Genomic DNA, 20,702 nt, shown 5'->3' with positions numbered 1-20,702 from the left:
CGATGATCTTGACCGGCTTCCGGCGTGTACGCATGTCCCGTGCTTCGACGCCGATCCTCTGCACGAATGCGTGCGACCGCGGTGTAGTCGGCGTCCGGTCGAAACAATACAACCGTGCGCGAAATGCACCAATGTTCCGGTATGTCGCTGTCAAGGGGGCGATGCGTCGCTCTGGGTTCGCGACGCGAAGAACCGCGGCTGGGTCGCCATTGCAAAGTTAGGAAAGCTTTGATTGGCCGGACAAGTGGGAGGCGAGCCCCTTCTCCCAGTTGTGGTCCGCCAAGGCATATTCGTGCTCTCCATAGAACAGGTGTCATCACTCCACCGTCACCGACTTAGCCAGATTCCTCGGCTTATCAATATCCGTCCCCCGCGCCAACGCAGCGTGATACGCCAGTAGTTGCATCGGCACCGTATGCAGAATCGGCGAAAGCGGCCCGTAGTATTCGTTGAGCCGGATCACCTCGATCCCGTCACTCGGCACCAACCCGCAGTCCACATCCGCAAAGACAAAAAGCCGCCCGTTTCGCGCACTGACCTCATGCATGTTCGACCTGAGCTTTTCCAGCAGCATGTCGTTCGGCGCAACCGCAATCACCGGCATCTCGTTACTGACGAGCGCAAGCGGCCCATGCTTCAGCTCCCCCGCCGGATAAGCCTCCGCGTGAATATAAGAAATCTCCTTCATCTTCAGCGCACCCTCGAGCGCGATCGGATAATGCATCCCGCGCCCGAGAAACAGCATGTTGTCGCGCCGCGCGAGCAGTTCCGACCACGCCATGATCTGCGGCTCCAGCGCGAGCACCTTCGACATCGCATCGGGCAGGTGCCGCAGCGCACGCAGATGCGCCTTCTCTTCTTCGTCGCTCAACCGCCCGCGCACCTGAGCAAGCGACAACGTCAGCAAGAACAATGCAACGAGCTGCGTCGTGAACGCCTTCGTCGAAGCCACCCCGATCTCGATCCCCGCACGCGTCACGAACTGCAGCGCACATTCGCGCATCAACGCACTCGTCGCGACGTTGCAGATCGCGAGCGTATGCATCATCCCGCTGCGCTTCGCGACATGCACGGCGCCGAGCACGTCGGCCGTCTCGCCGCTCTGCGACACCGCGACGACGAGCGTGCGCGGATTCGGCACGCTGTCGCGATAACGAAACTCGCTGGCAATTTCAACGCTCGCCGGCAGCTTCGCGATGCTCTCGATCCAGTACTTCGCGGTCAGCGCCGCGTGATAGCTGCCGCCGCACGCGAGCAGCAGCACCGAATCGACATCGTTGAACACGCGCCATGCACCGTCGCCGAACAGCTCGGGCATGATCGACGCGACGTCGAGCAGCGTATCGGCCACCGCCTGCGGCTGCTCGAAGATCTCCTTCTGCATGTAGTAGCGATACGACCCGAGATCGGCCGCGCCGCTATGCGCGGCCACCCGCTGCACCGCGCGTTCGACGCGCTGGCCGCGCGCATCGACGATCCAGTAGCGATGCAACTGGATATCGGCGACGTCGCCGTTCTCCAGGTACGCGATGCGATCGGTGATGCCCGACAACGCGATCGCGTCGGACGCGAGGAAATTCTCGCCTTCGCCGACGCCGACCACGAGCGGCATCCCGTCGCGCGCGCCGACGATCCGGTGCGGCTCGTCGCGGCACATCACCGCGATCGCGTAGCTGCCGCGCAGCCTTGCGACCGCGCGCCGGACCGCATCGAACAGGTCGCCGTCGTACAGATGGTCGATCAGGTGCGCGATCGCCTCGCTGTCGGTCTGGCTCGCGAACACGTAGCCGTGCGCCTGCAGTTCCACGCGCAACTGGTCGCAGTTCTCGATGATCCCGTTGTGCGACAGCGCGATGCGCGCGTTGGCGTCGCTCGGCGAGAAGTGCGGATGCGCGTTGAGCGTGACCGGCGCGCCATGCGTGGCCCAGCGCGTATGCGCGATGCCGGTGTATCCCGACAGCGCATGCTCGGCGATCTCGCGCTGCAGGTTGGCGACGCGATCGACGCTGCGGGCGCGCGCCAGCGCACGGTCGCGGTAGACCACGACGCCGCACGAATCGTAGCCGCGGTATTCGAGCCGCTTCAGGCCGTCGACCAGGTTCGGCAGGATGTCCCGCTGGGCGACCGCCCCGACAATTCCACACATATCGCGCTCCGTAAATGTCCTGTCTGGATCAGTGAGAGCGATGGTAGAGGTGGTAGATTGGAATTAAATTTCAAAATATCACAGTAAATGAAACGAACAGTAGATCGTCTATCATCTTGAAATTAAATTTCAAATCCTGACCGGAAGGAGCCGCCGATGGCCGGCATCACCCTCGACGATCTCGACCTGCGCATCCTCGCGATCCTGCAGGACGATGCGTCGGTGTCGAACCTGCAACTGGCCGAGCGCGCGTTGTCGTCGCCGCCTACCTGCATGCGCCGCGTGCGCCGGCTGACGGAAGCGGGCGTGATCCGCCGGCAGGTCGCGGTGCTCGATCCGGTCGCGATCGGTACGGCCGTCACCGCGCTGATCGAAATCAGCCTCGACCGGCAGACGGCCGAAGACTACGACGCGTTCGAAGCGTACGTGTGCGCGGAGCCGGCCGTCACGCAGTGCTACCGCGTGTCGCCGGGGCCCGATTTCGTGGTGGTGGCCGATCTGGCCGACGTCGCCGAATACGACGAATTCGCGCGGCGGCTGTTCACCGGCGCATCGAACGTTCGCAACGTGCGAACGTTCTTCTCGACGCATCGCGCGAAGTTCGAGGCGAACGCGCGGGTCGCGCATGCGATGCGCAAGCGCGCGTGATCGCGTCGTTCGAGCGGCATTATTCGGCGGCGGCCGCGTCCGTCAGTTGCAGCGGCTTGCCGTACCCGAAGCAATGCGCCGGTTCCGGAAACACGCGCTGCCGCACGTCGTGCGCGTACTGACGGATCGCGTCGCGCATCACCGCATTCGCATCCGCGTAACGCTTCACGAAGCGCGGCGTGTACGCATCGAATGCGCCGATCATGTCCTCGGTCACGAGCACTTGCCCGTCGCACGCGGGCGATGCGCCGATGCCGATCGTCGGGATTGTCAGCGTTTCAGTCAGATGGCGCGCGAGCGCTTCGGCGGTGCCTTCGATGACGACGCTGAACGCGCCGGCGCGCTCGGCTGCGCATGCGGCGTCGAACACCTGTGCGGCCGAACGCGGGTCCATCCCCTGCGCGCGGAAGCCGCCCGTCGCGTTGGCCTGCTGCGGCATGAGGCCGACATGCGCCATCACCGGTATGCCGCGCTCGGTCAGGAAGCGGATCGTGTCGGCCATCTCGCTGCCGCCTTCGAGCTTCACGGCCTGCGCGCCGGTTTCGGCGAGCAGCCGCGCGGCGGAGCGATAGGCTTGCGCGGGCGATTCCTGGTATGTCGAGAACGGCAGGTCGACGGCGACGCACGCCTGCGCGGCGCCGCGTACGACGGCCGCGCCGTGTGCAATCATCATGTCGAGCGTGACGCGCAGCGTATCGGGCATCCCGTACAGCACCATGCCGACGGAGTCGCCGACGATGATCACGTCGGCCACGTCGTCGACCAGCTTCGCCATCGGCGCGGAATACGCGGTCAGCGACACGAGGCTGCCGATGCCTTTGGTCGAACGGATCGCGGTGACGGTCTTGCGGGTGGTGCGGGTATGAGCGCTCATGAACGGAAGCCGTGTGAAAGAAGAGCCGTCACGGTAGCATCGCGCTCGTTCGTGCAATGACCTTCGGAGGACGTCTTATGTTGCTGGCGGGACAATCGGGTGACCCCTGGGCAGTACCGCCGATGGCGCGCCTGCCGAGGCCGCTGTACGTGCGTGCGTTCGGGATTCCCGGCAACGCGAGCGTCGACGCGCACAGTCATCCGTGGGCCCAGCTGATGTATGCGACGAGCGGCGTGCTCGAGGTGTCGACGCCGTCGGGCCGGCATCTGCTGCCGCCGCACTACGCGATGTGGATTCCGCCGCATGTGCCGCATGCGGTGACGACGCGCGATTGCGTCGCGTTCCACAGCCTGTATCTCGACGACGCGATCGCACGCAGCGATGCGAACGACGATTGCACGATTCTCTGCATGACGCCGCTGCTGCGCGAGCTGGTGATCGCCACGGCCGAATTGCCGGTGAACTACGACGAGACGGGGCCGGACGGCGCGCTCGTGTGCCTGATCGCCGACCGGATTGCACGGATGCGGCCGGCGCCGCTGACGGTGCCGCTGCCGCGCGATCCGCGTCTGCTGAAAATCGCACGCGCGTTGCATGTGTATCCGGGCGATACGCGCAGTCTCGACGAATGGGGCCATCAGGTCGGCGCGACGCGACGCACGTTGTCGCGGCTGTTCCGGCAGGACACGGGGCTGTCGTTCACCGAATGGCGGCAGGCCGTGCGGCTGCTCGCATCGCTGCCGCTGCTCGATGCCGGCGAGCCGATCGGTGCGGTGGCTGCACAACTGGGCTACGACTCGACGTCGTCGTTCATCGCGCTGTTCCAGGCGAAATTCCGCGTGACGCCCGGTGCGTATGCGAAGCGTGAAGCGCGCCGGCCGGTATTGACTGCGTGACGCGGCAACGCGTGCCGCCCCGCGCACCGTCACTCAGAACGCGAGCGCTGCCTGCACCGGATGATGTGCGCCGCGCTCGAACCCTGCGCCTTCGAGCGACAGCAGCGCGCGCTTGCGGTCGATGCCGCCCGCATAACCGGTCAGGCTGCCCGACGCGCCGACCACACGATGGCACGGCACGATGATCGACACCGGGTTCCGGCCGACCGCGCCGCCCACGGCGCGCGCGCCGCTCATCGGCAACCCGACGCGTTCGGTGATGTCCCCGTACGACACGAGTTCACCGAACGGAATCGCGAGCAGTTCCTTCCACACACGCCGCTGAAACGTCGTGCCGCGCAGGTGGATCGGCACCGAGAACGTTTCGCGCGTGCCGGTGAAGTATTCCGCGATTTCTTCCGCCACCTTGCGCGCGATCGGCGACGCGACGCGCGCGTCTGCTTCGTGCGCGATCGCAAGCGACGGGAAATATTTCTGGCCGACGAAGAACAGGCCGGTCAGCGCATCGTCCTCGATGCGCACGGCGATGTCGCCCAGCGGGCTCGGAATCAGGTGAGCGGGAGTCATCGCAATACATCTCCATGAAGGCGCCACACATGCAGTGCGGCATACGCGCGCCACGGCGCCCAGCGCGCGGCATGAGGCGCGGATGATGGCATGCGCGTGCGTTCGGTGTGTTCGGTGCGCACGGAAAGCAACGCATCGTCGGCAGGAAACGCATTCGGCCAGGCCATCGCACGCATCGCGACGTACTGCACCGCGCGCTCGTCGAAGCCGGGCATCGCGCGCAGCGCGGCGAGCGTCGCGTCGAGCGGCGCCATCGGTTCGAGCGCGAGCGTGCCGTCGGCGATCGCGCGTGCGAGCGACACGATCGCCTGTGCCGTTTCGCGCGCGATCCCGAGTGCCTCGAGGGCTGCCGGCGGCAGGCCGGCCAGCGTCGCCGCGGCAGGCAGCGTGTGCGTCAGCCCCGGCGGCGCGCCGTCCACCGATGTGCCGAAGCGTTCGGCGATGCGTGCCAGCACGGTACTCGCATGCGCCGCCGCCGCGAGCTGTTCGCCCGCGATCGCGCGAAGTGCGATTTCGAGGCCGTCGAACGCGCCGGGCACGCGCAGGCCGGGCGAGCCGCTCGCGAGTGCGCCGAGATGCGCGTCGATCACGTCGGGGCGGCTGTCGAGATCGAACAGCCGCCGCACGCGCGCGAGCACGGCCGGCACGACCGGCGTCAGTGCGGGCGACACGGTGACGGCCAGCGCGAAGCGTTGCGGCACGTGCGTGACGGATAACCACCCGGTTACGCGGCCACCATCGTTTCGATTCGGCAATTCGACGACACGCGCATAGCCTTGCGCGTCGATCCGCTCGACGCCGTCGATCTGCCGCTGCGCGAGAAAGCGCATCAGGTCGGCCCACGCGAACGGCGGCCGGTACGGTAGCGGAAACGTCATGTCGCCCTCGGCGGACGCGCCGGCCCCCTTGCGAAGACGCAGCGGATTGAGGCCGTAGCGCTGCCGGAACAGGTCGTTGAAGCGCCGCACGCTGCCGAACCCGGCCGTCGACGCCACGACGGCCACCGGCAGCGCGGTATCGGTCAGCAGCCGCTTGGCCATCAACAGCCGGTGCGTCTGCGCGAATTCGACCGGCGACACGCCGAACTGCGCGGCGAAGATCCGGCGCAGGTGGCGTTCGGTCACGCCGACCCGCTGCGCGAGCGCGTCGACGGAATGTGCGTTCAGGAAACCGTCCTCGATCAGCGTGGCGGCCGCGTCGGCGAGATTGCCGGACAGGTCGAGCAGCCCGTGGCCGGGCGCGAGCTCGGGGCGGCAGCGCATGCACGGCCGGAAGCCGGCTTTCTCGGCGGCCGCGGCGGTCGGGTAGTAGCTGCAGTTCTGCGCCTTCGGCGGCTTCACGGGGCAGACGGGGCGGCAATACACGCCCGTCGTCGCGACGCCGACGAAGAACCAGCCGTCGAAGCGGCGGTTCCGCGCAAGCAGGGCGTCGTAGCAGGTGTCGGGATCGAGGCGCATGAAACGACTGTAAACCATCCCCGTCACCGATTCTGGCTGGAATCGGACCTGTGGTTCGGTGGCCGTGCCCCAATTTGCACGCTGGAAAATCCGGGAAAAACGGTTAATGCCAACCTGCGAAACAGTCGTCTCTTTTGCCGCGACCCATTTGAGATGACTCATCGAAATCCCCGACTGACAGGGTGCCGGCACACGCCCTATGCTTTGAAAAACGTTTTCCAGATTGGTTGGCGATCGGCCGCGACGCGACAGCGCGCGACGGCCGCCCGCCCCGGCGCCGGTCGCCGGTCAACGAACATCGTGCGGCGCGACGGGCGCGGCCGCGCATCGGAGACATTCATGCAATCTGCCGTCGTCGGCTCGGTGCGCGCCGTCGCCAGCCGCTACCGCTGGACCGTCTGTGCGCTGCTGTTTTTCGCGACCGTCATCAACTACATGGATCGGCAGATCCTCGGCCTGCTCGCGCCGATGCTCCAGCACGACATCGGCTGGAGCCAGGTGCAGTACGGCCGCATCGTGATGGCGTTTTCCGCGTTCTACGCGCTCGGCCTGCTCGGCTTCGGGCGCATCGTCGACTGGCTCGGCACGCGCATCTCGTACGCGCTGGCGATGCTGGTGTGGAGCATCGCCGCGATGCTGCACGCGGCGGTCGGCTCGGTGACGGGCTTCGCGTTCGTGCGTGCGCTGCTCGGGATCGGCGAGGGCGGCAACTTCCCGGCCGCGATCAAGACGACGGCCGAGTGGTTCCCGCGCCGCGAACGCGCGCTCGCCACCGGCATCTTCAACTCGGGCGCGAACATCGGCGCGGTGTTCGCACCGGCGATCATCCCGGCGATCGCGGTGGCGTACGGCTGGCGCGCGGCGTTCGTGATCATCGGCGCGATCGGCATCGTGTGGCTCGCGGTGTGGCTCGTGCTTTACCGCAAGGCCGATACGCGCGCGCTTGCCGCGGAATACGACGAGCCGCGCGACGAGGCCGAAGCGATGGACGCGGCGAACGCGGACGCCGGTGCGCCGCGCTGGGGCGAACTGATCCGCAAGCGCGAGACGTGGGCGTTCCTGATCGGCAAGTTCCTGACCGACCCGGTGTGGTGGTTCTACCTGTTCTGGCTGCCGAAGTGGCTCAACGAGTCGCGCGGGATGGACATGCAGCACATCGGCCTGCCGCTCGTCTGCATCTACGCGCTGACGACGGTCGGCAGCATCGGCGGCGGCTGGCTGTCGTCGAGGCTGCTGCGCGCAGGCTGGAGCGTGAACGGCGCGCGCAAGACGGCGATGCTGATCTGCGCCTGCTGCGTGCTGCCGATCGCGTTCGTGTCGCAGGTGCAGAGCCTGTGGATTGCGGTGCTGATCGTCGGTCTCGCCGCCGCCGCGCACCAGGGCTGGTCGGCGAACCTGTTCACGACGGCATCGGACCTGTTTCCGCGCCGCGCGGTCGCGTCGGTGGTCGGCATCGGCGGGATGGCCGGTTCGATCGGCGGCGTGCTGTTCTCGGAAGTAATCGGCCAGGTGCTGCAGCGCACGGGCCACTACTGGGTGCTGTTCGCGATCGGCGCGCTCGCGTACCTGCTCGCGCTGGCGATCATGCAGATGCTCACGCCGAAGATGAAGCCGGCGAAACTCGATGCGTAATCGCAGGTCGGCAAACGAACGCGCCGCCAATGGCGGCGCGTTCTCTTGTCGGGGTGCGGGGCAGGCGATTCAACCGGCCGCCGCCGTCGACGCGCGCATGATCAGCCGCGGCTCGAACGTCGAATAGCTCGCATCGGTACGCCCCGCGAGCGCGTCGATCAGCTTCTGCATCGCGAGTTCGCCCATGTTCTCGCTCTGGATGTCGACGGTCGTCAGCGCGGGCGCCGCGTATTCGCCGTACGGCACGTTGTCGATGCCCGCGACCGATACGTCCTGCGGCAGCCGGAAGCCGAGCGACGCGGCTTCCTTCATGAAGCCGAGCGCGATCAGGTCGTTGTAGCAGATCACGGCCTGCGGGCGCTGCGGCCCGAGCATCACGCGCGAGCATGCGCGCTCGCCGGCTTCGGCGGTCGGTGCGTGCGCATCGTGCACGTCGAGCGTGAGCCCGGCTTCGGCGAGGCAGTCGCGCGCGCCCTGGATCCGTTCGTCGTTCACGCGTGCCGTGCCGAAGCCGAGATACGCGATGCGCGTATGCCCGAGATTGAGCAGGTGACGCGCGAGCATGTAGGTCGACAACCGGTTGTCGATGCCGACGCTCGGAATCGGCAGGCCGGGGCTGCGACGCAGCAGCACGAGCGGCTTGTTGAGGTCGAGCATCCAGCCGGCTTCGTCGTCGGGCATCCGCGTGCTGACGATCAGCCCGTCGACGCGCTGCGCAAGCGCCTCGATCAGCGAGCGTTCGCGTGCCTGGTTCTCTTCGGTATCGACGAGTAGCAGCGTGTAGTCGTGCTGCAGCGCGATCCGGTTCGCGCCCTTGACCACGTTCGTGAAGTGCGGGTTGCTGATGTCGAGGATCACGAGTCCGATGGTGCGCGTGCGCCCGGTGATCATCGAACGCGCGAGCGGGTTCGAACGGTAGCCGAGCCGCTCGATCGCCTCCTTGAGCCGCGCTTCGACCGTCGGCGAGAAGCGCTGCGTGCCGTTCACGTACTTCGATACCGTCGCGACCGACACGCCGGCTTCCGCGGCCACGTCACGGATCGTCGGGGAAACTTTTTTCATCGGAAGGGTAACGTTTTCGTTCGATAACGCCGGATTGTGGCAGAAAAAGGCGGCGCGCGGCCACGGGGCGATATCGGGAAAGTGCGGATGGCTGCGAACGGGTTCGACCATTGACGTTCGGCTGCGCTCCCGCGTATAGTTGGAAAACGTTTTCCGATTCGGGTCAATTGCTGGATCGGAGTCCAGGTCAGATTCAAGGAGAAGGAGATTCGATGAACGCCTCATCCACCGGCGCGCGCAAACCGTTCGGGCGCCTGCTGCTGACAGGTGCGGCCGGCAACCTCGGCCGCCAGTTGCGCGGCGCACTCGCGGACTGGGCCGACGTCGTGCGCGTCAGCGACATTGCGGCGCTCGGCGACGCGGCCGCGCATGAAGAAACCCGCGTGGTCGACCTGGCCGACCGGCCGGCCGTGATGCAGCTGGTCGACGGCGTGGATGCGATCGTCCACCTTGGCGGCATTTCGGTCGATGTGCCGTTCGACGATCTCGTCGGCGCGAACATCACCGGCACGTACAACCTGTACGAAGCCGCGCGCAAGCACGGCGTGAAGCGCGTCGTGTTCGCGAGCTCGAACCATGCGATCGGTTTCCATCCGGTCACCGAAGTGCTCGACGCCGATTCGCCGCTGCGCCCCGACAGCCTGTACGGCGTGACGAAGTGCTTCGGCGAATCGCTGTCGCGCTACTACTTCGACCGCTTCGGGATCGAGACCGTGTGCCTGCGGATCGGCTCGTCGTTCGAGGTGCCGAAGAACCCGCGCATGCTCGTGACGTTCCTCAGCTATCGCGACTTCATCGAGCTCGTGCGCTGCTCGCTGCTGACGAACCGCGTCGGGCACGCGATCGTCTACGGCGCGTCGGACAACCCGGTGAAGTGGTGGGACAACACGAAGGTCGGCTTCCTCGGCTTCCGCCCGCGCGACAGCTCCGAGCAGTTCGCCGAGCTGTTCCCGGTCGCGGCGCCGACCGCCGACTACGACGATCCCGCGCAGCGATTCCAGGGCGGCGGCTTCGTCGTCGGCGAGCCGATGGAGCGCAACGCGTCGTAAGCGTCGCCGGCGTCGTGGATCAGCGCAGGACGTCGGTCGCCTTGTGCCGTTCGTCGACGCCGTCGATCAGGATCAGCGGGCCGCTCGCGTGCCGTGCGCGCAGCGGCTGGATCTGTCGGTACGCATCCGATTCGTACCACGCGCGCGCCGTGTCGAGATCGGGAAATGCGATCGCGATCAGGTCGCCGCGCCACACGCCTTCGCGCACGTCCGGCCGCGCGCCGTGAATGGCGAAATGGCCGTCGAACGGCGCGAGCGTGCCGTCGATGCGTTCGAGGTATTCGACGATGTCGTCGCACATGTCGACGTCGTGCAGGTGGGCGATGGCGTAGGCGGTCATGGCGGGCTCCCTGGCGTGATGCGGTTCGGTGATCGGTGTAACCATGATCGGGCCTCGCAACGCGCGCGTCGATTACCTGAGACGTAAGCGAATCCGCACAGCCGCGCGCAAGCGTGCCGACCTGCCCACCGCTCGCGCGGTCCGGCGTCGCGCGGTCGGTGCGCCGGTCGTTGCCTCGTGCGGGCATGCCCGCGCTAATCGCTGACGATCGCAATCACGCCCAGCACGACGAACAGCGTGCCGGCGAGAAACTGGCCGATCCGCAGCGCCTGGCCTCCCGGTGACACGCGGGCACGCAACGGATGGGCGAGCAGGATGCAGAACACGTCGGCGGCGGAGAACAGCAGGTTCGCGCACGCGCCGAGCAGGAACAGTTGCCAGCCGAGCCCGAGCGACGCGTCCGGATCGGTGAACTGCAGCAGGAACGAAAAATAGAACAGCGCCGACTTCGGATTCGACGCTTCGATGAACGCGCTCGACGACACGACGTTGGGCGGCACGTCGATCGCCGCGTCCTGCCCGACGGGCGCGCGGATGCGCTGGATGCCGAGCCAGACCAGGTAGGCACCGCCGACCACCTTGAGCACGTGATACAGCATCGGCGATGTCTTCAGCACCGCGACCGCACCGAGCGCGACGATGCAGATCTGGAAAAAGGCGCCGAGGTGAATGCCGAGCGCGGACAGGAAGCCGGCCCGGCGCCCGTGCTGAAGCGTCAACGAGACGGTCTGCAGCAGCGCGGGCCCGGGAATGAAACCGAAGCCGAGGCAGGTCAGGCCGAAGAGCAGCGCTTGTTCTGGCGACATCAGAGGTCGTCTCCGATCACGATACCGAGCCGGCCGCATTCGCCGCGCACGCGATCGCGCGCGGTGGCGAGCCGCTCCTTCGACAGTTCGGGCATGAACACGCCGATATAGTCGTCGATGGCGGCCTCGCGATCGAAGATATCGACGTTCCGGTAGCGATCGGCCACCGCCTGCCGCTGCGCGCGGCTTCCGAGCGCGAGACCCAATCGAGCCGACATCGTTTCAGCCTCGTCCGGATCGGTCAGGTAGCGAAAATCCTTCGAGCCCGGTTCCGGCGACAGCAATTCGATGTCGGCGCTGATGATCACATCCCGCCCGGCCTTCAGAAACGCGATGTAGGTTTCGATGTTTTCCTCCAGCAACGCCTCGTTCATCCCCAGATGCCCCAGCACGAATCCCGCCTTGATCGCCACGCCATGCGCGCGCGCGTTGTCCAGCGCCCGCAGATTGGCGTCGGACATCCGCTGCGCGGCCGCCACCGGATCCTTGTTCCGCAGTGGCTTGTTGAGCGCCTGCAGCGAACGCGCGGCGCCCGCGTCGACGCCCACGAACAGAATGCGAAAGCCGATCTCGCGCATGGCTTTCAGTACCTGTTCCTTCTCCATGCCGTCCGCGCGCGCGTAGCCGACCAGGACCGGGCGCGCGTCCGCCGGCAACGCGCGCCACCATGGCGGCGGCGACTCCGCCATGTCGAGCATCAGCCGCGCGAACGTGAGCGGCAGTTCGTCGGCCGTCACGTACAGGTAATCGTAACCCGCCTCCCATGCGCCGCGGACGGCGGACCACGCGTGGTCCGCGGGCAGTTCGTTCTTCCACATGCTGCCGTACTGAATCGAGCAGAACGAACAGGCATCGTCGCCGCTGAATTTGATGCAGCCGCGCCCGATTTCGACAGGCACGCCCTTGCGCACCTGCCGCCCGGTCAGCGCCAGGATCCGCCGGCCCAGGCGCCGGGTGAAATTCTCGGTGTAGACGGCGGTATGCGGCAAGGTCCGGTCGATCAGGCCGTAGTCGATGACGCGGTTCACCGCCTCGCGAATCGCCGGATCGGCGACGATCCGCCCGGATTCCAGGCGAACCGAACCGGGATAGACGCCGTCGGTGCGTGATTGCTGCCGATCCCTCAGGAAATCGACCAGGCCGCCATACACTTCGTTGCCGACAAATCCGCAATCGATCAGTTCACCGTGGCGATCGAGGATCTCGCGGCTCAATGCCGTGAAATGATCGTTACCGACCACGATCGCGATATGCGGATCGATGGATTTGACCGCGCGTGCGATCCGGATCGCGGCTTCATAATTGGCCGTGATCGCACTGAGGCAGACGGCGAGCGTGCGGCCGGCCCGCTCGCGGATAGCCGCCAGGATACGGTCGAGCGGATGAATCACGCCATCGACGTAATGGCCTTCGAAACCCGGCAGCGCATCGACATAAGAAGCCAGCGACAGGATGCCGAGATGCGGGAAATTGGCCCAGTCGGTATGTTGAATGCCCTTCGATACGACGATGTCGTTCGTTTGGCCCGCGCCGTCCGCATCCAGGTCGTTGCTGTTCGGCGGGTTGATGAAAAATACGACGGCCCTCGGCTCGCTCATCGCTCGGTTCTCTCGGTATTGTGGATCGTGTCTGGCGGCTACAACCGGCCGGCACACGCCTCCACCTCCGCAGGCCCGGCTGCCCTCGATCTCGTTAATGTAAGAGAAAGCCTTTGAACCAGAACCTGTCACCTATGGCAGGTTCGGATACCGGATATCCCGCGTCGTGCGCACGTTATTTCCGGTACGGCGATAGTCCGCCCGTTTCGCCGGACATTGCACGTCAAACGGATCGGTGCACGGGGGAGCTCTGCCATGGATACGCCCCCCACGTCGGAATGGCTGTCGCCCGAATCCTGGATCTTTGGCCGAAAACGCATGTCTGGCACGCGTAGACCGAAATGATGTCGTCACCGTTTGCGAACGAGAGATGTCACTTCGCCAGTCGGCCTTGATGAGGAGAAAGGAAACGCTCGCGAAGCCCCTTGTCAACTCCCCGTGGCGTCGTTGCAGCGAGGCCCGTCGCGGTCACGCATTGTGCGGATCGTCGGTTTGAACCGACAATCGTGCCGTCGTGACAAGGTCATGAGATCGCGGTGCGGAAGCCGACGCATACGCGTCGTCTCGTCTCGCCGCCGCGCGGGTTGATGGATCGGTGGGTGCCGCCGTGCAATCAGTCACGCGCGCTTGCGCGTCGGCCGCGCGACGGGGGCCGGCGCCAGCGGTTCGCTGGCCTGCTCGCACAGCCGGTCGAGCATGCGCTGCGCGGCGCCCGCGCAATCCTCGCCCGCCGGCTTGTTCTCGATCTCGTCGATCAGCGTCTCGAGATGTTGCCGGTTCTGCGCGAGACGCCGTTCGAGCAGCGCGATTTCGTCGACCTTGTGCCGTAGCGCGACCAGCAGTTCGTCGCGCGGCCACGCGCCGAGATCGGGCGGCAGCACCGCGCGGATTTCATCAAGCGCGAAGCCCGCGCGCTGCGCGCGGTCGATGATCGCGAGCCGCGTCAGCGCTTCCGGCCCGTATTCCCGATAGCCGTTCGCCTGTCGGCGGGCCGGTTCGAGCAGGCCGCTCGCTTCGTAGAAGCGGATGCGCGATGCCGCGAGGCCGCTGGCCCGTGCCAGTTCGCCGATTTTCATGTGGTGCTCCAAAAGGGCTTGACCTTAAAGTTGACTTTAAAGTTATCGTTGGGCATCGTCAATCGAGGATGCCCTCCATGAACCTGTTTACGCCCCTGACACTGCCCAACGGTGCGGTGATCCCGAACCGGCTGGCCAAGGCCGCGATGGAAGAGAACATGGCCGATGCGGATCACGCGCCGTCCGACGCGTTGCTGCGCCTGTACCAGGCCTGGGCCGATGGCCAGGTCGGGCTGATCCTGACCGGCAACGTGATGGTGGACGGCCGCGCGATGACGGGGCCGAACGGCGTCGTGCTCGACAGCGACGCGCCGCTCGATCGCTTCCGCCGCTGGGCGCAGATCGCGCGCTCGGGCGGCGCGCAGGTGTGGATGCAGATCAATCATCCGGGGCGCCAGATGCAGGCGGCGCTCGGCCAGACGACGCTGGCGCCGTCGGCCGTGCCGCTCGCGCTCGGCGCGCTGTCGAAGCAGTTCCCGGTGCCGAAGGAAATGACGCCAGCCGATATCGCCGATGTGCAGCAGCGCTTCGTGCGCGCCGCGCAGCTCGCGGAACAAAGCGGCTTCACCGGCGTGCAGATTCACGCGGCGCACGGCTACCTGCTGAGCCAGTTCCTGTCGCCGCTGACGAACCGCCGGCAGGATCAATGGGGCGGCAGCGTCGAAAATCGCGCGCGCCTGCTGCTCGACATCGTGCGGGCCGTGCGTGCGACGGTGTCGCCCGGGTTCGTCGTCGCGGTCAAGCTGAACTCCGCCGATTTCCAGCGCGGCGGTTTCAGCGCGGACGATGCGAAGCGCGTGGTCGAGCTGCTGAATCCGCTCGACGTCGATCTCGTCGAACTGTCGGGCGGCAGCTATGAAGTGCCGGCGATGCAGGGCGAGGCGCGCGACGGGCGCACGCTTGCGCGCGAAGCGTATTTCCTCGAATTCGCGCGCGATATCACGGCCGTCGCGCGGATGCCGCTGATGGTCACCGGCGGGATCCGGCGCCGCGCGGTCGCCGAGCAGGTGGTTGCAAGCGGTGTGGCGATGGTCGGCATCGCGACCGCGCTGTCGATCGATCCGAACCTGCCGCGCGACTGGCGGGCCGGCAAGGAGAGTGCGCCGGTGCTGCAGCCGATCCGGTGGAAGAACAAGGCGCTGGGCGCGCTGGCCAACATGGCCGTCGTCAAGTTCCAGCTCACGCGGCTCAGCGAAGGGCGGCGCACGAACCCGCAGGTGTCGCCGTTGCGCGCGCTGGTCCGGCAGCAACTGGCCGCGCAGTGCCAGACGCGGCGCTATCGGAAGTGGATGGCGCGGCGCGCGGCCGCTCCGCGTGCGTGACGGCGGCGATTCGCGGCTGGGTGATTGGTTGCCCGGTGGGGTGTTTGCCGGGCGGCTGACCGGCTGACGTCAGGCACCCGCGCAGGGTCGCCATGCACTCACGATGAAGCAACGATGGCCGCGCTCGCCGACGCACACGCGCCGGCGAGCGCTCGCATCGCACCACGCAACGTCAGAACCGGTAGTTCGCCAGCACCTCGAACCGTCGATCGTTGCCGAGCAGATACTGCGTCTCGTTGTAATACGCGGACTGCACGTAGCGGCGGTTGAACACGTTGTACGCGCGCGCCGTGATCGTCGTGTCCTTGCGCGGCTTCCATGCGAGCCCGAGGTCGACGGTCGTGTACGACGGCATCACGAGCTGGTTCGCCGTGTCGGCAAAGCGCTTGCCGACGTACTTGACGCCCGCGATACCCGTCCAGTCCGGCGCGAAGCGCCAGCTTACCCACAGGTTCGCGAGCCGCTGCGGCACCGATACCGGCACGTTGCCCGCGCGCGAGACCGTCGTGCCGCCGGACGTCTGCTGGAAGTCGTCGTATTTCGCGCGCAGGATCGACACGTTCGCGTCGACGCGCCAGTCCTTCGCGATCTCCGCGCCGACCGTCGCCTCCAGCCCGCGCGACGACTGCTGGCCGACCTGGATCGACCGGTTCGGGTTCACCGGATCGGCCGTCAACAGGTTGCTCTTCACGATCCGGTACGCGGCCAGCGTCCATTCCGCCTTGCCGTCGAGGAACGACTGCTTCACGCCGATCTCGATCTGCCGGCCGGTCGCGAGCGTGAAGTTCGCCTTCGACGCATTCAGCGACAGCAGCGAGCTGACCGGATCGGCCGCGACCGAGTACTGGCCGTACACGGCGAGACCGGGCCGCACGTCGTACACGGTGCCGACGCGCCAGCCCGTGTTCGCGAACACCTTCGTGAACGCGCCGCCGTTCACGAGATCGTCGCGGTTCACGCTCGCATGGTCGTAGCGCAGCCCGCCGATCACCGACCAGCGCGGCGTGATCTCGAGCCGGTTCTCGGCGAACAGCGCGTACTGGTTCGACTGGCTGCGGTACTTCGGATACGTGCCGGCCATGTTGATGAAGCTGCCCGGGTCGAAGCTGAACGGATCGACCGTCGACGTGCCCGAGTATGGCGAATTGTTGTCGTGCTGGAACGTCGTGTGATTGAACTCGAAACCCGTCGAGAACGTGTTGCGCATCCCGAGCAGCGCGCCGGTCACGGTGGCCGTCGTCACGTTGCCGTACTGTTCCTGGTCGTGGAAGATCTCCGTATAGCTGCTGCGCCGGACCTGCGCGGCCGACGGCAGGTACGTGTAGTACTCGGCGTCCTTCCAGTGACGGTTGCTCTTCATCCGGTACAGCGTGCTCGTCACGTTCAGGCTGTCGCTCGGCTGCCAGTTCGCCGACACGGTTGCCCAGCTGTCGCGGAACGCGATGTCGCTGTCGCCGACGTTGTAGTTCTTCTTGTCGAGCGCCCGATCGCGCGCGCCGTTCACGAGCGGCACGCCGAAATACTGCATCGGATGCTGGAAGCCCTGCGCATACGATGCCGTCACGTACAGGTCGGGCGTCACGTCGTAGCGCAGCGCGCCCGAGATCGACAGGTTGCGCGAATCGCCGCGGTCGACCCAGTTCGACGAGCGGTTGCCGCTGATGTCGAAGCGGTACGACAGCTTGTCGTTGATCGCGCCGCCGCTGCCGAACGCGACCCGCGCCGTGCCTTCGGTGCCGCCGCCGACCTGCAGCTCGTTGCGGATCGGCGTGCGGGTCGGCTTCTTCGGCACGATGTTGACGACGCCGCCGATCGCGCCTTCGCCATAGATCACCGAAGCCGGGCCGCGCAGCACGTCGATATGGTCGACCGACCACGTGTCGAACGGAAAGGTGACGCCGATCGCGCCGTACGGGCGCACGCCGTCGTAGAGCTGCGTGACCGACGACGCGCCGACGAAGCCGCGCGCGCTGAGCTCCGAGCCGCCGTTGCCGGGGTGCGGCGACTCGCTGATACCGGCTGCGCGGCTCACTGCGTCGACGATCGAACTGTCGCCGCGCGTGTCGAGCGTCGTGCGGTCGATCTGCTCGACGCTCGCGGGGGTTTCGAGCGACGACAGCCCGAGACGGCTGCCCGTGTCGAGCGGCCGCGTCAGCGCGGCCGCCTTCTGTGCGTTGATGCGAATCGGTGCGAGTGTGGCACCGGTGCTCTTGATGTCGCCTTCCTGGGCCTGCCCGGCCGGCGAGAAGGCCGCGAGAACGGCGACGGGAAACATCGATCTGAACTTCATACTTCGGAATCCTTTGAATCGGTGGAATCGCTTTACGATCACGCTGCCGCGCGCGCCGCACGGCCGAACAGCAGGCGGTCGATCAACCAGACCGCGACGATCGTCATCCCCATCAGCGGGAATACGATGCCGAGCAGCACGAGCCCCGCGATCCAGCCGCGCATCGGCGGCGTGCAGCGTTCGCGCGACGGCGCGCCGAGCTTGCCGGCCGGGCGGCGCTTCCACCACATCACCGCGCCCGTCACGGCCATCGCGGCCAGCCCGAGCGACAGCACCGCACAGACGATCTGGTTCGCGAGCCCGAAGTAACGACCCATGTGCAGCGACGTGCCGTACGACACGGCTTGCGACACCGCGCCGTAGTCGTCATAGCCGATGTCCTTCAGCACCTCGCCGCTGTACTGGTCGATGTAGATCGTCCGCTCCGCCTTCGGGTCGGCCGGGAAGTACGACGCGGTGAACACGCCGTCCGCGCCCGACGGCAACGCGAGCGTGTAGCCGCTCGTCACGCCGAGCCCTGCAACGATCGCGATCGCGCGTGCCAGCGGCAGCGGCGCCGGTAGCGGCGCGGACGGCGAATGCGGAACGGGCACATTGCCGACCGCCCACGGCGTTTGCGGCAACGACAGGTCGTCCATCACCATCCCCGGCATCGACTCGCCCGATTCGTGATGATGGCCGGACGGCGCAGCGGCCTGCGCGTGCGTGGGCTCCGCGGCTGCGCCCGGGCGCGTCGAACGCACCGACGTGCCGCCCCATGCGCCTTCCGGTGCGCCGAGGTTCACGGTCGCGGCGAGCGCCTTGAAGTTCTTGCCCCACGAGCCCGACCACGGCAGCCCCGTCAGGATGAACGCCACCGTGCCGGCCGCGAGCCAGATGCCCGCCGTCGCGTGAATGCTTTTCCACAGCGGCCGGCCGCGCAGCGACAGGTCGGGCCGCAGTGCGCGCCCGATGCGCGCTGTGCCGCGCGGCCACCACAGTGCGATGCCGGTGCCGATCATCACGAACGTCCAGCATGCGGCGAGCTCCATCAGCAACTCGCCGGTCTTGCCGAGCAGCAGCTTGCGATGCAGCATCCGGTCGACCTGCATGAAGCGGCGCTCGACGCTCAGCGTGCCGAGCAGGCTGCCGTCGTACGGGTTCACGTACACGCTCTCGCGGCTGCCGTCGCGGAGCCGGAACACGTATTCGGCGCTGCGGTCGGGCGCCGTGGAGACCTGGACGGAAACGGGCGTTGCGCCGGCCGGCATCGCGGAACGCGCGCGGGCGAGCAGCGCATCCGGGTCGAGCCGCGGCGTCGCACGCGGCTCGACGACCAGCCGGTGCGGATACAGCAGCGGCTCGATCTGCGGCTGGAAACAATAGAGCGTTCCCGTGATCGCGAGGATCACGAGAAACGGCATGACGAACAGGCCGGCATAGAAATGCCAGCGCCAGAGCGTCCGGTAACCGGCGCTTGCGGAACGGGCGGGCGAGATCGACCGCTCGATGGTGGTGGACATGGTGTCAGCTCCTCGTGATCGTCGATCGGCGAGGCCGGTGCGGGCCGGCTGCCGTCAACGCGCGGAACACCGGCATGCCGGCGTCGACGCAATGGGCAACGCGGCCTTGTGCGCAGGCGATACGCAAGGCGGCGTTGCCCGCGCGACGCGGGCAGTCGGGGGAACGCTTGAATCAGGTTTGATGAAACGAACGGCATGAAGGCCGGCGCACGTCGACGTGCACAGGCCGCTTGGCGGAACGTTCAGCAGAACAGGGGAGGGGCGCGGGACGGCGGGCGATCGTCGAATATCGATCGCACGACGGGAAGGAAATCGGGCGGAATGCGCAAGCGCCGCGGTGCCGCGGCGGGAAACAGCAGCACCAGCAGTACGAACGACGCGAGTGCCGTGAACAGCGCGGCGCTAAATGAGCAGAGGCTGTCTCCGTTTCCGGAGGACGCCGTTTTGTCGACGTGCGCATCATGTTTGAGCGCGTCGACGAGCGCCAGCGCATCGTTGGCCGGCGTGATCGGCGCGCCGGCATCGAAGCGCGCGGCCAGCGCGGCCACGCTGACGATCAGCGGGCCGCGGCCCGAACACAGCACCACCGAGCCCGCATCCGGACCATCCGGATCGAGCATCACGGCGCCCGACATCAGCGCGCGGGACAGCAGCGTCACGAGGAGGAAACCCCACAGAAGCTGTCGCGCGACGCCTTGCCGGTGCAGGAAGTGGCGTAGTGCGTTCATGGCGCGCGATTGTACCTCCGTTTGCGGGGAGGGGCTGGCCGCAGCGCCGATAACGAGGATAAGCCGGCGTGCGAGCGGACGTGTGCGCGGGGTTACCGCGTCATGCGTCGCCCGGCTTCGTGATCGCGGCGACGATCGATGCGCGCATGCGCTCGTATCGGGCGTACTTTCTACGGCAGCCGGTTCGTCAGGCCACCTCGCCAAGCGGCGTCACGCCGGATACGAATCGTCGACCTTCAGGTTCGCGAGCCGGAACAGCGTGCGCAGCGTCTGCGGGTGAATGTCGCGGCGCGCGGCGAGCGCCGTCAGCATGAAGTCGAGCACCTTCGCGTAGCGGAGCAGCACGAGGCAGCGCGCGAGATCGGGCGTGCGGCCGCGCATCTCTTCGGCGAGGTGAACCATTTCGGTCGACAGCGTGCGGGCCATCTCGAGTTCCATCTGCTGTTTCTCGGTCCAGTCGGGCAGCGGCTGTTCGAGCACCTTTGCGAGAAAGAGCTGGAACGCCGTGTCGGACGAATTGGGCAGCGCATCCATGAAGGGCCTCGTTGCTTGCGCGGATCGTTCGGGCGTATCCGTGGACGCGCCCGACGTTGGGTTCGTGACCGCGCGGGTCGTCGGCGCGGCCTTCACCGGAACGGAATGCAGGTTCCGTACCAGCGCCGCGATCCGAATGTTGAGCAATGTTGAGCGGCGCTACGGCGCCGGTCGG

Annotated in this window: 18 protein-coding genes; 5 read left to right on the top strand and 13 right to left on the bottom strand. The window is 66.9% G+C overall.

Features of this window, described 5'->3' with window-relative positions; all coding sequences use genetic code 11:
• Window positions 1–316: 316 nt before the first annotated feature.
• A complete protein-coding gene (gene glmS, locus JYG32_RS25955) occupies window positions 317–2,146 on the bottom strand; it encodes a glutamine--fructose-6-phosphate transaminase (isomerizing) (protein WP_213265511.1) in 1,830 nt (609 codons plus the stop codon).
• Between the two features lie 156 nt (window positions 2,147–2,302).
• Between glmS and JYG32_RS25950 the strand changes: the two genes are divergently transcribed.
• On the top strand, window positions 2,303–2,794 hold the full coding sequence (locus JYG32_RS25950; RefSeq protein ID WP_034181959.1) for an Lrp/AsnC family transcriptional regulator: 492 nt from the start codon (window positions 2,303–2,305) through the stop codon (window positions 2,792–2,794).
• A 19-nt stretch (window positions 2,795–2,813) separates the two neighbouring features.
• On the opposite strand, the gene panB is transcribed toward JYG32_RS25950, so the two are convergent.
• Entirely contained in the window at window positions 2,814–3,668 is an 855-nt protein-coding gene (panB, locus tag JYG32_RS25945) for a 3-methyl-2-oxobutanoate hydroxymethyltransferase (protein ID WP_213265510.1), read from the bottom strand.
• Between the two features lie 77 nt (window positions 3,669–3,745).
• Between panB and JYG32_RS25940 the strand changes: the two genes are divergently transcribed.
• The gene (locus JYG32_RS25940; RefSeq protein ID WP_213265509.1) at window positions 3,746–4,564 is read left to right on the top strand and encodes an AraC family transcriptional regulator; all 819 of its coding nucleotides are present in this window, start codon (window positions 3,746–3,748) and stop codon (window positions 4,562–4,564) included.
• Window positions 4,565–4,597: 33 nt separating this feature from the next.
• Here the strand turns inward: JYG32_RS25940 and JYG32_RS25935 are convergent, their stop codons facing one another.
• Complete coding sequence (locus JYG32_RS25935) at window positions 4,598–5,131, bottom strand: methylated-DNA--[protein]-cysteine S-methyltransferase (protein WP_213265508.1); 534 nt, start codon at window positions 5,129–5,131, stop codon at window positions 4,598–4,600.
• Complete coding sequence (locus tag JYG32_RS25930; protein ID WP_213265507.1) at window positions 5,128–6,606, bottom strand: DNA-3-methyladenine glycosylase 2 family protein; 1,479 nt, start codon at window positions 6,604–6,606, stop codon at window positions 5,128–5,130. Before JYG32_RS25930 ends, JYG32_RS25935 begins: the two co-directional genes overlap by 4 nt.
• A 321-nt stretch (window positions 6,607–6,927) precedes the next feature.
• Here JYG32_RS25930 and JYG32_RS25925 point away from each other — a divergent pair, with 321 nt between their 5' ends.
• Complete coding sequence (locus JYG32_RS25925) at window positions 6,928–8,220, top strand: MFS transporter (protein WP_174378348.1); 1,293 nt, start codon at window positions 6,928–6,930, stop codon at window positions 8,218–8,220.
• 69 nt (window positions 8,221–8,289) lie between these two features.
• Here JYG32_RS25925 and JYG32_RS25920 read toward each other — a convergent pair whose 3' ends face one another.
• Window positions 8,290–9,393, bottom strand: a complete 1,104-nt coding sequence (locus JYG32_RS25920; RefSeq protein WP_174378347.1) for a LacI family DNA-binding transcriptional regulator — start codon at window positions 9,391–9,393, stop codon at window positions 8,290–8,292.
• A gap of 101 nt (window positions 9,394–9,494) precedes the next feature.
• Between JYG32_RS25920 and JYG32_RS25915 the strand changes: the two genes are divergently transcribed.
• Window positions 9,495–10,331: an NAD-dependent epimerase/dehydratase family protein gene (locus JYG32_RS25915; RefSeq protein ID WP_213265506.1), complete on the top strand. Its 837-nt coding sequence runs from the start codon at window positions 9,495–9,497 to the stop codon at window positions 10,329–10,331.
• A 19-nt stretch (window positions 10,332–10,350) separates the two neighbouring features.
• Here JYG32_RS25915 and JYG32_RS25910 read toward each other — a convergent pair whose 3' ends face one another.
• The 4 genes from JYG32_RS25910 to JYG32_RS25895 form a co-directional block, all read right to left on the bottom strand.
• On the bottom strand, window positions 10,351–10,671 hold the full coding sequence (locus JYG32_RS25910) for a DUF1330 domain-containing protein (RefSeq protein WP_174378345.1): 321 nt from the start codon (window positions 10,669–10,671) through the stop codon (window positions 10,351–10,353).
• 194 nt (window positions 10,672–10,865) lie between these two features.
• Complete coding sequence (locus JYG32_RS25905) at window positions 10,866–11,477, bottom strand: LysE family translocator (protein ID WP_174378344.1); 612 nt, start codon at window positions 11,475–11,477, stop codon at window positions 10,866–10,868.
• A complete protein-coding gene (locus JYG32_RS25900) occupies window positions 11,477–13,207 on the bottom strand; it encodes a B12-binding domain-containing radical SAM protein (protein ID WP_249744644.1) in 1,731 nt (576 codons plus the stop codon). The genes JYG32_RS25905 and JYG32_RS25900 overlap by 1 nt, the downstream gene beginning before the upstream one ends.
• 485 nt (window positions 13,208–13,692) lie before the next feature.
• Entirely contained in the window at window positions 13,693–14,151 is a 459-nt protein-coding gene (locus JYG32_RS25895; RefSeq protein WP_174378343.1) for a MerR family transcriptional regulator, read from the bottom strand.
• A gap of 77 nt (window positions 14,152–14,228) precedes the next feature.
• Here JYG32_RS25895 and JYG32_RS25890 point away from each other — a divergent pair, with 77 nt between their 5' ends.
• Complete coding sequence (locus JYG32_RS25890) at window positions 14,229–15,473, top strand: NADH:flavin oxidoreductase/NADH oxidase family protein (protein ID WP_213265505.1); 1,245 nt, start codon at window positions 14,229–14,231, stop codon at window positions 15,471–15,473.
• A 172-nt stretch (window positions 15,474–15,645) separates the two neighbouring features.
• On the opposite strand, the gene JYG32_RS25885 is transcribed toward JYG32_RS25890, so the two are convergent.
• The 4 genes from JYG32_RS25885 to JYG32_RS25870 all read right to left on the bottom strand — a co-directional run bounded on the left by JYG32_RS25885 (window position 15,646) and on the right by JYG32_RS25870 (window position 20,527).
• The gene (locus JYG32_RS25885) at window positions 15,646–17,763 is read right to left on the bottom strand and encodes a TonB-dependent receptor (RefSeq protein ID WP_213265504.1); all 2,118 of its coding nucleotides are present in this window, start codon (window positions 17,761–17,763) and stop codon (window positions 15,646–15,648) included.
• 38 nt (window positions 17,764–17,801) lie between these two features.
• Complete coding sequence (locus JYG32_RS25880; protein ID WP_213265503.1) at window positions 17,802–19,265, bottom strand: PepSY-associated TM helix domain-containing protein; 1,464 nt, start codon at window positions 19,263–19,265, stop codon at window positions 17,802–17,804.
• Between the two features lie 242 nt (window positions 19,266–19,507).
• The gene (locus JYG32_RS25875) at window positions 19,508–19,993 is read right to left on the bottom strand and encodes a hypothetical protein (RefSeq protein ID WP_213265502.1); all 486 of its coding nucleotides are present in this window, start codon (window positions 19,991–19,993) and stop codon (window positions 19,508–19,510) included.
• 210 nt (window positions 19,994–20,203) lie between these two features.
• Window positions 20,204–20,527: a DNA-binding protein gene (locus JYG32_RS25870; RefSeq protein WP_213265501.1), complete on the bottom strand. Its 324-nt coding sequence runs from the start codon at window positions 20,525–20,527 to the stop codon at window positions 20,204–20,206.
• Window positions 20,528–20,702: the final 175 nt, after the last annotated feature.

The organism is Burkholderia pyrrocinia, from assembly GCF_018417535.1.
Taxonomy (GTDB): Bacteria; Pseudomonadota; Gammaproteobacteria; order Burkholderiales; family Burkholderiaceae; genus Burkholderia; species Burkholderia pyrrocinia_E.
This window is presented reverse-complemented; position numbering and strand designations above follow the sequence as displayed.